We start from the raw sequence: 13,209 nt of genomic DNA on the forward strand, positions 1-13,209 counted from the left end.
CGAAGCCATGCGCGCCGCCCTCTGGTTCCTGGCCCTGTTCGGCATCGCCGCCGCGGTGGCGCTGTTCGCCGGCAACAACCAGGGCACGATCACGGTCTTCTGGCCGCCCTGGCGGGTCGACCTGTCGCTGAACCTGGTGCTGCTGCTGTTGTTCGCCGCCTTCGTGCTGCTGCACCTGGCGCTGCGCGGATTGGCCGCCCTGTTCTCGCTGCCCAAGCAGGCGCGCCAGTGGCGGCTGCAGCAAAAGGAGCGTGCGCTGCATGCGGCGCTGCTCGATGCCGCGGCGCAGTTGCTTGCCGGGCGCTTCTCCAGGGCCCGCAAGGCGGCCCAGGCGGCGCTTTCGCAGGAGCGTCGGCTGGCCGCGCTCGACGCCCGCCTGCCGCAGGCGCTGCAGGTCCGCGTGATCGCGCACCTGCTGGCGGCCGAGAGCGCGCAATCGCTGCAGGACCGTCCGGCACGCGATGCGCATCTGCAGCAGGCGCTCAACGAGAGCGCCGAGCGCGGCCCGCAGCTCTCGCCCGAAACGCGGGAAGGCGTGCAGCTGCGCGCGGCCCGCTGGGCGCTCGACGATCGCGATGCCCCGGCCGCCCTTGCGCGGCTCGGCGAGCTGCCGCAGGGCGCCCAGAGGCGTACGCTGGCACTGCGGCTGCGCCTGAAGGCGGCGCGCCAGGACCGGCGCACGCTGGAAGCACTCGAGACCGCCCGCCTGCTGGCCAAGCACCGGGCCTTCTCGGAGGCGGCGGCGCAGAGCATCGTGCGCGGCCTCGCCACCGAACTGCTGTCGGGTGCCCACGATCCGGCCCAGTTGCTGCGCGCCTGGAGCGAGTTCGAACCCTCGGAGCGAGAGATGCCCGAGATCGCCATCCATGCGGCCCAGCGCATGGTGGCGCTGCGCGGCGACCTGACCTTGGCGCGGGCCTGGCTGCTGCCGGTCTGGGAGCGCATGGTCCAGCATCCGCAGGGCCTGGGCGAATCCTTGCGCGTGAAACTGGTCCGTGCGCTCGAAGCCGGCCTCGACTCGGTCGATGCCGACTGGCTGGCCCGCATCGAAGCCGCGCAGCGGAACAACCCGCGCGATGCCAACCTGCAGTACCTGGCCGGCATGGCCTGCATGAAGCGCCAGCTGTGGGGCAAGGCGCAACAGCTGCTCACGCAGGCCGGATTGGCCCTGCAGGACACCAGCCTACATCGCAGGGCATGGCAGGCGCTGGCGCAGCTGGCCGAAGCGCGCGACGACGCTGACCAGGCATCGGCCGCCTGGAAACGTGCGGCCCAAACAGAGAGTCCCTGAGCGGGCGTGCTGCTGTTGGTTCTGCTGCTATTGAATCAATAGCACGCAAAACCGGGTCTTGCTGCGTTGCAAGATCGTACCGGCTTGGAAAACGCCCGCAATCGTGCTATTTGGGCATCGTGTAGGACAATTTCTCTGACTTAAGCTCTAAGCCGACGAAGGGTTTGAAACCAGCGCCCATACTGATGTACAGTCGTAACTGTTTGCAAAAGTATTCATTCCAGGGTCACGATGCGGAGCTGCACTTGAAGCATTTTTTACTACATGTCGCGCTGCTGGCTTCGGTGGGCTTGCTGGTTCAAGGCTGCGCGCCGCTGGCGCCGGGCTTCAGTTCAGCGAGCAACGATGCTGCGGCAGCTGTGTCGCCTTCGGGCTTCTCCACTGCCGATATCGACCCGCCGCCAGCGGGTGCCTTGACCGAAATCACGCCCGAACTGATCCGGGCTCAACGCGCGGCCACTCAAGCAACGACGCTCGGCCCCGAAGTGATGAAGCTGGTCGGCGAAACCGGCCCGTACCGGATCGGGCCCGGCGACGTGCTGGGCATCGCGGTCCTGGACCATCCGGAGATTTCCTACAGTTCGGGCGCCGCCCCTGCCCCTGCAAATGCCGGGGGTGATGGCGCCAGCGTCGCTGCTGCGCCCGGCTACATCGTGTCGACGACGGGCCAGTTGAGCTTTCCATATGCCGGCTCGTTAGTCGTTACGGGCATGACCATCGAGGAGGTGGAAGCAGCCCTCGTCAAGCGCCTGTCGCGCGTCTTCCGGGACCCGCAGCTGAGCGTTCGCGTCAACGCCTTCCGTAGCAAGCGAGCCTACATGGACGGTGAAATCCGGACACCGGGCCTGATGCTGTTCAGCGACATCCCGATGACGCTCGCGGAGGCGCTCAACCGCGCCGGCGGCGTGTCTCCCAACGGCGACCGCTCCGCCGTCATGCTCACGCGCGACGGCAAGATGACGCAGCTCAATCTGCTGGCGATGGCGGATGCCGGCATCGACCCCAGCCGCATTCCCCTGAAGCCGGGCGACATGCTGTACGTGCGCAGCCGCGAAGAAAGCAAGGTCGTGGTGATGGGTGAGGTGACGAATCAAATGGGCGTCCTGATGCGCAATGGCCGGCTCAGCCTGAGCGATGCCTTGATCGAGGTGGGCGGCGTCAATCTGACCACGGCCAATCCGCTGCAGATCTATGTGATTCGCAACGAAGCGAAGGGCGGCCAGTCGATCTTCCATCTCAACGCACGCACGCCGACGGCCATCGCCATGGCCGATGGCTTCGCCCTCCGGCCGAAGGACGTGGTCTATGTCGATCCGGTGCCGCTGGTGCAGTGGAACCGGGTGCTGAACCTGATCCTGCCGACGACCGCGTACGGGTATTCGTATCTCTATCGCGGCGGCACCACCTCCGGGACTCGATAGCGGACCGATCGTGACCATCAGGAACATCCTTGTCGTGTGTATCGGGAACATCTGCCGCAGTCCGATGGCCGAAGGCCTGCTCACCGCCGCGCTGCCCGACGCGCAGGTCGCGTCCGCGGGGCTGGCCGCCATGGTGGGGGAGCCGGCGGACGAAATCGCCCGCGACCTGATGAGCCAGCGCGGCATTTCCATCGAATCGCATCGCGCGAAACAGATCGGCCTCGATGCCTGCCAGCGCGCCGACCTGATCCTTGTCATGGACGGCATGCAGCGCCGGTCGGTCGAGGAGCGCTACCTGTTTGCCGCCGGCAAGGTATTTCGCCTGTGTGAGTTCAGCGATCAGGACGTGCCGGACCCGTATGGTGCCGGTCGCGCCTCTTTCGAGCGTGCGCTGACGCTCATCGAAGACGGCACCCAGCAATGGGTCCAACGCATTTCAAGAGTATCCAGTCGATGAATTCCACACTCACCCCCAAATCCAATCCCAGTTCGTTCGATACGGCGGAGGAGCAGGATTTCAATATCGGGCACTACCTCGAAGTGCTGGTGGCGAACAAGTGGCTCATCGCCTTCATCACGCTGATCGTCTTCCTGGGCGGCGTGGCGTATGCACTGCTCGAACGGCCGGTCTATGAGTCCAACCTGGTGATCCAGGTGGAAGATCCCGAAGGCAACAAGGGGATCTTGAGCGAAGCCGGCGGCGCCCTGTTCGACGTGAAGACGCCGGGCACCGCAGAAATGGAAATCATCCGGTCGCGCATGATCGCCGGCAAGGCGGTCGAGGCGATCAAGCTCTACATCGATGCCAGCCCGCGCTATGTCCCCTATGTCGGTGGCTGGCTGGCGCGGCGATCGACGGGGCTCTCCGACCCCGGATTCCTCGGCTTCGGCGGCTATGTGTCGGGGCGTGAACTGATCGAGGTGTCGCAGTTCGATGTTCCGAAAGCGCTGGAGGGCTCGCTCTTCACGGTGACCGCCCAGGAAGGCGGCCAGTTCACGCTGGCCTCGCCGATGCTGTCGAAGCCGTTGAGCGGCACGGTCGGCACGCCGCTGAAGGCGCAGACAGCGGCCGGGCCGATCGATCTCACGATCAGCCGGCTGGCCGGCAAGCCGGGCGCCGAGTTCAACCTGCAGCGTCTTGGCACGCTGCCGACCACGCTCGGTTTGCAGGCCGGGCTCGGATTGAGCGAACGCGGCAAGTCCTCGGGCATCATCAACGTGACGCTGCAGGACAACAATCCCGACCGGGCGGCGCAGATCCTGAATGCCGTCGGTGAGCAGTACGTGCTGCAGAACGTCGAGCGCAAGGCGGCCGAAGCGCGCAAGACGCTGGCCTTCCTGGACGTCCAGCTGCCCCAGTACAAGCGCCAGATGGAAGCGGCCGAAGAAACCTACAACCGCTTCCGGAACCAGAAGGGGGTGGTCTCCTTCACCGAGGAGGCGTCGTCGGTCCTGACCCAGGCGGTCGACCGCCAGAGCAAATTGCTGGACGCCGAGCAGCGTCGACGGGAACTCGAAGCGCGCTTCACCTCCAATCATCCGTTGGTGCAGACGCTGGATGGCCAGATCGCGGCGCTGCGCTCGGACATCGCCAACATCCAGACCCGAATCAAGGGGCTGCCTGCCCTCCAACAGGAAGCGGTGCGCATGGAGCGCGACGTCAGGGTGAACACCGAGCTCTATCAGTCCCTGCTCAACAACGCCATGCAGCTGCGGCTGGTCAAGGAGGGCAAGGTGGGCAATGTACGGGTGCTCGACGAGGCGATTCCGCCGGCATTGCCGATCAAGCCGAACCGCCAGGTCATCATCGCCTCGGCCTTGGCACTGGGCCTGTTCCTCGGCGTCTGCGCCGCCTTCCTGCGAAACGCCTTCGTCGAGCAGCGCCTGCGGGATCCGCACGAGGTCGAGGCCGACATCGGCCTGCCCGTGTTCTCGACCATTCCCTTGAGCCCGGCGCAGGAGGCGATCGCGGCGCGGCGCCTGAGCGGCGCGACCGGGGTGCGCCTGCTGACGATCGAGAAGGCCGACGATCCGGCCGTCGAAAGCCTGCGCAGCCTGCGAACCGCCATGCAGTTCGCGATGCTCGAATCCCCCAACAACCGGGTGCTCATCACCGGACCGACGCCGGGCGTGGGCAAGAGCTTCGTCGCCGCCAATTTCGCTGCACTGATGGCCGCGGCCGGTCGCCGCACGCTGTTGATCGACGCTGACCTGCGGCGCGGCCACACGCATCAGTACTTCGGCCTGCAGCGCCATGGAGGCCTTTCCGAGTTGATCGCCGGCAGCTTGACGATCCAGCAGACCGTGCACCGCCAGGTGGTGCCCAGCCTGGACTTCCTGGCGACCGGCCAGTTGCCGCCGAACCCCGCCGAACTGCTGGTGTCGGACTCGTTCAAGTCGACCCTCGAACGCCTCTCCGAGCAGTACGACCTGGTGGTCATCGACGCGCCGCCGGTGCTGGTCGCCGCCGACACCAGCACGGTGGCGACGCATGTGGGCACCGTGCTGCTGGTGGCGCGCGCCAACCTGTCGACGATGGGCGAGCTGAAGGAGAGCACCCGACGCCTCGCCATGGGCGGCAAGGCGGCGACCGGCGTGCTGCTCAACGGCATGAACGTCAATCGCAGGACCTACGCCGCCTACAAGTACGGCCGCTACCGCTACACCAGCTACAACTACGAGAGCATCCTGCCCGAAGAGCAGTAGCTCGCGCCCCCCAGGTTGCCCGGTACTTCGTGTCCGGGCGCCTCGAGTCGCTGCCAGAGGCAGCGGCCCTTCGGAGCCGTCCAAGCCTGCGCAGGCAGGCTTGCAGCCGCGGCTCCTCAGCCCCCTACCGGGGGCAGCACCAGCGGCCCGGCAGAGCCGGTTCCGCGGTGTTTCTGCAGCTAGAGCCGGACTTCGCCGGCTCTTCTTGTTGCGGGGATGCCGATGCAGGCTTCGAGGTCCTTCTCGAAGCGGGCGAGCACGGCGTCGCGGTCGAAGTTGGCTTCGGCGAAGGCGCGGGCGCGCAGGCTCAGTTCGCGGCGCAGATCGGGCTGGGAGGCCAGCGTCAGCACCGCATCCGCGAAAGCGCGGACGTCGTCCGGGGCCACGGCGATGCCGCATTGCGAAGCGACCTTGCCGAGTTCGGTTTCGGGCCTCGCGCCGGCGACCACCGGGCGGCCGCTGCTGAGCATGCCGGTGAGCTTGGACGGCATCACGAGGTCGGCGGCGTCCGCGCGCTGCGGCAGCAGATGGATGTCGGCAAGGCCCAGCAGGTCGCCCAGGCGCTCGACCGGCTGCAAGTCGAGGAAGCGCACGTTCGCGAGCTTCTCGCAGCGCTGCATCAGGTCGGCGCGGCCGGCGCCGTTGCCGCAAAACACGAACTCCAGACCAGGCCGCCCCTGCAGCAGCTGCGCCATCTCGGCCAGCAGCTCGAGGCCCTGCTTGGCGCCCATGTTGCCCGAATAGAGCGCCACCACGGCATCGTGCGCGATGCCCAGTTCGGCGCGATAGGGGCTGGCCACCCGCAGCGGCTGCACCGCCGACACGTCGGCCCAGTTCGGCAGCGAGACCAGCCGCGCGGCTTCGGTGCCCTTGCTGCTGGCGCGCTCCATCATGCGCGAGGAGATGGTCGAGATGCGATCGAAGCGCCGCATCAGGCCGCGCTCCGTCGCGGCCACGATCGAGCGCACGCGGTCGCCCTTGAGCAGGCCGAGCTCGAAGGCCGCGTCGACCTCGTAGTCCTGAATGTGCAGCCACGCCTTCGCCGAGCGCAGCCGGGCGAAGGCCAGCGCCGCCGGCGAGCAGAACAGCGGCGGCTCGGTCACCCACACGACGTCGGGTTTCCAGCGCCATTGGGCAAGCAGCGTGGGCAGGCTCGACAGCGCGAAGCTCGCCAGGTGGACCAGTCGCTTCAACCCGGTCACCTTGCGCGGCACCCACAGCGGCGTGCGAAAGACGGTGGCGCCGTGCCAGTCCTCGCGGGCGTAACGCGATCCGCTGTAGCCCGGCCGGACCGACCAATCCGGGTAGTAGGGCGGGGCCGTCACGACGCGGACCTCGTGCCCCCTGGCTGCGAGCCAGGCCACCATCTCGCCTGTGTACTTGCCGATCCCGGTCAGTTCCGGTGCGAAGTTGATTCCGTAGACGAGTAGTTTCATTGACTCTCGGGCAGCATGGCGGCCTTGGCTGGGCGAGCATCCGCCGGTGCAGCGCTGCCCGGCCCCGGCGCTCGTTCGCTGACGATCCGGACCAGGGTCTGCGCGACCTGCTCGACCTGGAAGCGATCGCGGAACGACCGCCGCGCCGCGAGCCGCATGGCGGCGACCTCGGTCGGCGACAGCGCCAGCCAGCGCTGCAGCGTGTCGACGGTGCCGGCCAATGTGTCCGGGGCCACCAGGCCGGCGCCGTCCTGCACGATCTCGCGCCAGATGTTGACCTTGTCGCTGATCAAGACGGGCTTTCCGCAGGCCAGCGCCTCGACCACGGCGATGCCGAAGTTTTCCTGGTGCGAGGGCAGGCAGAACGCGTCCGCCGAATGGAAAGCGCCCCATTTGAGGTCGCCCTGCAGCATGCCGGTCCAGGTGATCCGCCCTGCCACGCCGAGCTCGGTGGCGCGATTCTGCAGTTGCGCGACCAGGCGCTTGTCGCCTGGCCCGGCCATCACGAGTTGGAGTTCCGGCGATTCGGTGGCGACACGGGCGAATGCGTCGACCAGCAGGTCGCCGCCCTTTTTTTCGTGGATGCGGCCGAGATACAGCAGCGAGCGCTTGCCGCGAAGCTCGGGAAAGCGGGCCAGGAAGGCTTCGCTCAGCGCGGCGGCATCCGAAGGCGGCTCGGAGGTGCCGTACGAGCCGACCACTTCCCGGGCGCGGTAGAGCCAGAAGGACTGGCGAGCGAGCAGGCGTTCTTCCTCGCAGGTGAAGATCACTGCCGCGGCATCGCGCAGCACGCGGTACTCCGCCCAGGGCCAGTAGAGCCACTTCTTCAGGTGCTTGAGCGGATATCGCCGCTTGAACCACGGATCGAGCATGCCGTGGGTGTAGACGAAATAGGGGGTGGGCGCCGAACGCAGGGCCCGCCAGGCCGCGAAGCCGGCGTACTGCCAAAGGCCGTTGACGATCACCGCGTCGTAGCGGCCCGCGTGCGCGCGCAGCCACGCGACCGCGTCGGGGTTGTACTGGTAGGCGCCGCGCGAAGGGCCCAGCGCATGGAGCGGTGCCGGGCAATCGCGAACCCAGGGTGCAGCCGGATCGTCGAGCGAAACCAGCTCGCTCTCGTGGCCGAGCGCCACCAGTGCCTCATGGATGCGAAGCACGCCTTCGATCGGTCCGCCGGCGCGAGGATCGACCTTGGTGATCAGGTGCAGCAATCTCACGTGGATGAATGGCGAGGAGGAAAGAACTCGACCGTCGGATGCCGGAACACGAGCAGACCGAACGCCAGCATGAGTCCGAACAGGGCGTGGGCCGTCAGCTGCCCGATGGCCGACCAGGTCAGCAGCGCGAGAGAGACCAGCGCCCACAGCAGGATCGGGTAGGCCGAGTGCAGGCGCTTGGACAGTCGCCAGGCCTTGCGGACACCGACGACGATGACGCCCACCTTGATGGCGGTGAACACATAGCCGATCAGGCCGCCCTCGAGCAGGATCCGGCTGGACTCGACTTCGGCCAGCGCGAAGACGCCGGTGCTGCCGGTGCGTACATAGCTGGCCAGGTTGGAGCCCAGGCCGATGCCGTAGCCGATCCAGGTGAAGTCGTCGAATGCCGCGGATTGGCCGATGAAGATGGTGAAAATGCGGCCCCAGAACGTCTCGACCTCGGAAGCCTCCTGGAATCGTTGCTCGGTGATCGCGATGGCACCGCGGAAGACATAGAGCAGAACGGCGAGCAGCAGCATCCCGGCGATCACGCCTACGATCGCCCCGGCCCTGCCCTTGCCCGGTGCCAGCCAGAGCCGGGCGAGGAAGTAGCCGACGACCATCAGGCCTGACAGGATGACGGTGGCGCGCGAGCCGCTCACCATGCTCGAGACAACAAAGGCAGCGAACAGCGCCGCCGCGAACAGCGTCTGGCGGCCGGGCCGCTTGCGCGCTCCGGCGGCCGCGAGCACCAGGGGCGCCATCAGGGCCAGGTAGGTTGCGTAGCCGGCCGTGAAACTGAAGGTGCCGGTGGTGCGCACGACGTCGGCGATCACCAGGAAGACGTCGGACTCGTCGCCGTCGATCTGGCTGTTGATGCGTGCACCCGGAGGGGAGAAGTGCTGCAGCACGACCAGCGGGGTCATGAGAAGCAGGCTCCAGGCGGCCACCCGCATGGCGGCGCGGTAGTCGGCTTCGTTCATCGTGGCGGCGGCGGCCACCCCGAACCAGATGTACAGCAGCCAGAAGCGCAGCCCGATCAGCAGCACCGGGGGCGAACTCTCGCCGACGACGAGCTGCAGCAAGCCCCAGGCGATGACCAGGCAGGACCATGCGAGCAGTACCTGGGTGATGGCCTTTTGCCGGCGCAGGGCGCCGTTGCGCAGGGCATAGGCGATCACGTAGATTGCCAGCAGGTCGCGCGCCAGCAGCAGCGGCAAGGTGGCCGACGAGGCCACCCATTTGCGCACCGCGCCCTCCAGCACGACGATCAGGAACACCGCGATGAAGGCCTTGCCCGCACGGGTCATCGACGCCGGCCGCGCCGCTGCGTACGAGATGGAGGCGGTCGTACTCATTGAACAAATTCCTCGAACAACTCTCCGGCCCGCTGTCGATAGCTGGCCCACGAAAAGGCATCGCCGGACTGGCGCGCCATGGACCGGGCCGCATGCAACTGCTCGGGCCTTTGCGCCAGTTGCCGCAACTGTGCGTGCAACGACTCCACCCCCGGCTCGACGATCCAGCCACTGCCCGGAAAGGCCTCGATCATCGCCTTGGCGCCGGTGTTCGTCGAGACCACGGCGGGTGTGCCGCATGCCATGGCCTCGGCGACCACCATGCCGAACGAATCGAAGCGCGAGGGCAGCAGCAGGCAGTCGGCGCGCGCGAGGATCGAGAACAGCTCGCTCTGCGGCACGTTCGGCGTATGGCGGGCATGAGGCGTGGCCAGCACCGAGCGCAGCAATTCGGCGTCGGCGACGCCGCCGACGAACTCCAGGTCATAGGCGATGCCTTCGGCATGCAGCCGCCGGAAGGCGGCGACGATGCTGTCGATCGACTTGAGCCGGCTCAACGCGCCGGCAAAGACGAAGCGCGGCGGGCCGTCATGGGCCTGCCAGCCGGGCAGGCCGGGCGGCCGCTCGGCGCCGAGCATCATGGGTCGGAGCCTGTCGCCCGGCACGCCATTCGCGATGTAGCTCTCCGCGGCCAGTGGCGAGCAAGTCAGGATCAGGTCGGCCAACCGGATCTCCTCGTCCTTGCGGCGATTGATCTCGGGCGTGTAGGGGGTCGCCGGCGTGCCCAGCAGTCGGGCCGCGGTCTGGTGGTGGAAGGCGGCCGCATCCAGCACGCAGCGCGCGCCGATCGCCTTGGCCGCCTGGAAGGTGTGGAAGGCCGCGTTTTCGTAGGCGACGACGACCTTGGGTTTGAACTGCCGGATTTGCCGCGCGGCCCAGTGGTCGAACCAGTGGAACACGCGATGGACCATGTCGGAAGCCGGGATGCCGAGGTTCACCCGGTTCGACATCCGCAGGGCCAGCTGGAAACGCGCCGGATGGCGCCGCAGCGCGCGCGGGATGTCGACGGTGCGGACCTTGGAGCGGTAGCCGGCGGGCAGCCACCATGGCAGCGTTTCGCCTTCGGCCACCACCGGCACGCCGGACCAGAACGACTGCAGCAGCGAACGCTCGTACAGCGCCAGGGCGAGCTGGTGCGAATGCTGCAACCCGGGGTGCGTGACCAGGACCGGGGTCATGGCCGCGGCTCGACGCCGTGCACGGGCGAATTCGCTGGACCGGCCGGATCGGCACGGCGTCCGATCCAGGCCTCGAAAGCAGGGAGCAGGGCGACCGGGTCGTAGCAGAGGTCAGCCGGGCGTGCGTTCAGGCGGATGACGGCCGGATTGCCGGTCGCGACCGCCAGCGGCGGCACGTCCTTGGCGACCACCGCGCCCGCGCCCACCACCGCGCCGTAGCCGATCGTGACGCCCGGGAGGATGGTTGCGCCGACGGCGATCCAGGCGTAGTCGTCGATGCGCACCGGTTTCTTGAAAGATCGCCAGCCCGGATCCCCGACATGATGGCTGGCCGTGAGGATCGTGACCCGGTCGTTGATGACGACCCGCGATCCGATGCGGACCTGGTCGAGGGCGACGATCTCCGTCGAGCCCGAGATGAAGCAGTGCTCGCCGACGCTCAGGTGGGAGGCCGGGCCCTCGAGCGTGAAGCGGTCGAGGATCGACAGCGCGCCCACCTGGACCCCACGGGCGCGGAAGCTGCGCCGCGCCATGACGATCTTGAGCAGCGCGACGAAATGCAGGGCCCGCTTGGCCCAGACGATGCACCAGCGTCGCGATCCGAGCGCCGGGCGTTCGCGCAAGCTCCACAAGTAGCTGATATCGCTCATCGCCTGGCCTCGCTGCGCATCGCCCTGAGCGCGGCGACATGGGCGTCGACGCGATGCGGCTCGTACCATTGGCGCGCCTGGCGGCCGACGGTGCGTGCGTCGACGTTCTCGAGTGCGGCGAAGCCGGGCAGGTAGTTGAGGTTGGCGACCAGCCCGTCATGCGGCCGGTAGTCGTCCCAGAGCAGGATCGGGCACAGGCCGTGTGCGCTGTAGGCGGCCAGCACGCCGCTCTTCGAGGCGTAGTCCAGGGGATACGAAAGGGCGCCATAGCTGGCGCCGGAAAGGGCCTGGCTCACCGCCTGCGCCGACAGCTTGCCGTGCACGACGGCCTTCTCCTGGACCAGGCGCTGCGCCAGCTGGGCATCCTGCAGCGGCGGACCGATGTCGTGAATCACCAGCCCTTTTCGGCGGGCGCAGTCGAACACTTCGCCACCAGCCCATTGATAGACGTTGGCGCGCACGCCGGGACCGCCGAAGACGACCAGGTGCGGCGCCCTGTCGGCGTCGATCGATGCCGGCTCGCCCACGTTCGAAAACACGGGCAGCACCCGATGCGGTGCGGCTTCGCGCCGCGCCAGCAGCCAGCGGCCGGACTCCTCCCGGTTGGTCAGCCAGAAATCCGAGAGATCGAGCAGGTCCCGGGCAATCCGCTTCTGCCAGGCGCCGAGCCAGAAGGCGGAACCCCATGGCGGACTGGAGGCGTACAGTTCGTGGAACACCACGCCGAAGGCCTGGAAGCGGCTGCGCAGGCGGCGCACCTGCTCGACCAGCCAGACCGGCACGCCGCGCTTGTGGTAGCCGTAGCCGCTGAAATGCAGCAGCAGGCAGTCGCCCGAAAGCGACGAAATATCGGTCGTGCGGGTTATCTCGAACGGCGGGGCCTGCAGCGACTGGCCGATCACGCTCGCATAGTCCCGCACGCCGCCGGAGCCCGGCGGAATGAGGGACAGAAAGGAGGCGCCCATGGTGGAAATGCAGCGGCTACGGGCCGCCTCAGGCGACCAGGGCTTCGCTGCAGAAATCTTCGTAGGCGTGCTCGATGCCCGCGCGCAATGCCACCTCGGGCGTCCAGCCGAGCCCGCGAATGCGGGAGACGTCCAGCAGCTTGCGCGGCGCGCCGTCGGGCTTGCTGGTGTCGTAGTGGATGCTGCCCTGATAGCCCACCACCTCGCTCACCAGCTGCGCGAGCGCGGCGATCGACAGGTCTTCGCCGCTGCCGATGTTGAGGTGGCTGGCCATCACTTCAGTGTGGGCGGCATAGGTTTCGCGCGGCAGGTCCATCACATGCACGCAGGCGCGCGCCATGTCGTCGACGTGGAGGAACTCCCGCTTCGGCGAGCCGGTGCCCCAGATCACGACGCTCGGCGCGCCGTGGGTCTTCGCTTCGTGGAAGCGCCGGATCATCGCCGGCAGCACATGGCTGTTCTCCGGGTGGTAGTTGTCGCCCGGCCCGTAAAGATTGGTCGGCATCACGCTGCGGAAGTCGCAACCGTACTGGCGGTTGTAGCTCTCGCAGAGCTTGATGCCGGCGATCTTGGCGACCGCATAGGGCTCATTGGTCGGCTCCAGCTTGCCGGTCAGCAGCGCGTCTTCCGACATCGGCTGCTGCGCGAGCCGCGGGTAAATGCAGCTGGAGCCGAGGAACAGCAGCCTCGCGACGCCGCTGCGCCACGATTCGTGGACCAGGTTGGCTTCGACCATCAGATTCGAATAGATGAACTCGGCCGGATAGCTGTTGTTGGCGTGGATGCCGCCGACCTTCGCGGCCGCGACATAGACCTCCTCGGGGCGCTCTTCGGCGAAGAAGGCGCGCACCTGCGCCTGTTCGGTGAGGTCGAGCTCTTCGCGGCTGCGGGTGATGATCCGGGTGTAGCCCCGCGCCTCGAGGCAGCGCACGATGGCGCTGCCGACCATGCCGCGATGGCCCGCCACGAAAATCCGCTTGTGCAACTCGTTCATTGGAAAAATCT

General features: G+C 67.6%; 11 protein-coding genes. 4 read left to right on the plus strand and 7 right to left on the minus strand.

Annotation, left to right across the window (positions count from 1 at the left end; genetic code table 11):
- Positions 1–7: 7 nt before the first annotated feature.
- The 4 genes from QZH52_RS04875 (at position 8) to QZH52_RS04890 (ending at position 5,418) form a co-directional block, all read left to right on the plus strand.
- Positions 8–1,291, plus strand: a complete 1,284-nt coding sequence (locus QZH52_RS04875; RefSeq protein ID WP_301804739.1) for a heme biosynthesis protein HemY — start codon at positions 8–10, stop codon at positions 1,289–1,291.
- 164 nt (positions 1,292–1,455) lie between these two features.
- Entirely contained in the window at positions 1,456–2,712 is a 1,257-nt protein-coding gene (locus tag QZH52_RS04880) for a polysaccharide biosynthesis/export family protein (RefSeq protein ID WP_301804742.1), read from the plus strand.
- A 16-nt stretch (positions 2,713–2,728) separates the two neighbouring features.
- Entirely contained in the window at positions 2,729–3,169 is a 441-nt protein-coding gene (locus tag QZH52_RS04885) for a low molecular weight protein-tyrosine-phosphatase (RefSeq protein ID WP_301805747.1), read from the plus strand.
- Positions 3,166–5,418, plus strand: a complete 2,253-nt coding sequence (locus QZH52_RS04890; RefSeq protein ID WP_301804745.1) for a polysaccharide biosynthesis tyrosine autokinase — start codon at positions 3,166–3,168, stop codon at positions 5,416–5,418. The genes QZH52_RS04885 and QZH52_RS04890 overlap by 4 nt, the downstream gene beginning before the upstream one ends.
- Positions 5,419–5,597: 179 nt before the next feature.
- On the opposite strand, the gene QZH52_RS04895 is transcribed toward QZH52_RS04890, so the two are convergent.
- Genes QZH52_RS04895 through fcl form a run of 7 tightly spaced genes read right to left on the minus strand, consistent with a single transcriptional unit; the run spans position 5,598 to position 13,198 of the window.
- Complete coding sequence (locus QZH52_RS04895) at positions 5,598–6,854, minus strand: glycosyltransferase WbuB (RefSeq protein WP_301804748.1); 1,257 nt, start codon at positions 6,852–6,854, stop codon at positions 5,598–5,600.
- Positions 6,851–8,071, minus strand: coding sequence for a glycosyltransferase (locus QZH52_RS04900; RefSeq protein WP_301804751.1), 1,221 nt, complete (start codon positions 8,069–8,071; stop codon positions 6,851–6,853). Before QZH52_RS04900 ends, QZH52_RS04895 begins: the two co-directional genes overlap by 4 nt.
- On the minus strand, positions 8,068–9,411 hold the full coding sequence (locus QZH52_RS04905) for a hypothetical protein (protein ID WP_301804754.1): 1,344 nt from the start codon (positions 9,409–9,411) through the stop codon (positions 8,068–8,070). The genes QZH52_RS04900 and QZH52_RS04905 overlap by 4 nt, the downstream gene beginning before the upstream one ends.
- Positions 9,408–10,589 carry a glycosyltransferase family 4 protein gene (locus QZH52_RS04910; protein WP_301804758.1) on the minus strand — a complete coding sequence of 394 codons (1,182 nt, stop codon included), beginning with the start codon at positions 10,587–10,589 and terminating at the stop codon, positions 9,408–9,410. The genes QZH52_RS04905 and QZH52_RS04910 overlap by 4 nt, the downstream gene beginning before the upstream one ends.
- On the minus strand, positions 10,586–11,239 hold the full coding sequence (locus tag QZH52_RS04915; protein WP_301804761.1) for an acyltransferase: 654 nt from the start codon (positions 11,237–11,239) through the stop codon (positions 10,586–10,588). Before QZH52_RS04915 ends, QZH52_RS04910 begins: the two co-directional genes overlap by 4 nt.
- The gene (locus tag QZH52_RS04920; protein ID WP_301804764.1) at positions 11,236–12,204 is read right to left on the minus strand and encodes a hypothetical protein; all 969 of its coding nucleotides are present in this window, start codon (positions 12,202–12,204) and stop codon (positions 11,236–11,238) included. Before QZH52_RS04920 ends, QZH52_RS04915 begins: the two co-directional genes overlap by 4 nt.
- A 28-nt stretch (positions 12,205–12,232) precedes the next feature.
- Positions 12,233–13,198, minus strand: coding sequence for a GDP-L-fucose synthase (gene fcl / locus QZH52_RS04925; protein WP_301804767.1), 966 nt, complete (start codon positions 13,196–13,198; stop codon positions 12,233–12,235).
- Positions 13,199–13,209 lie beyond the last annotated feature (11 nt).

The sequence above is a fragment of the Variovorax ginsengisoli genome, assembly GCF_030486595.1.
GTDB classification, from domain to species: Bacteria; Pseudomonadota; Gammaproteobacteria; order Burkholderiales; family Burkholderiaceae_C; genus Variovorax; species Variovorax ginsengisoli_B.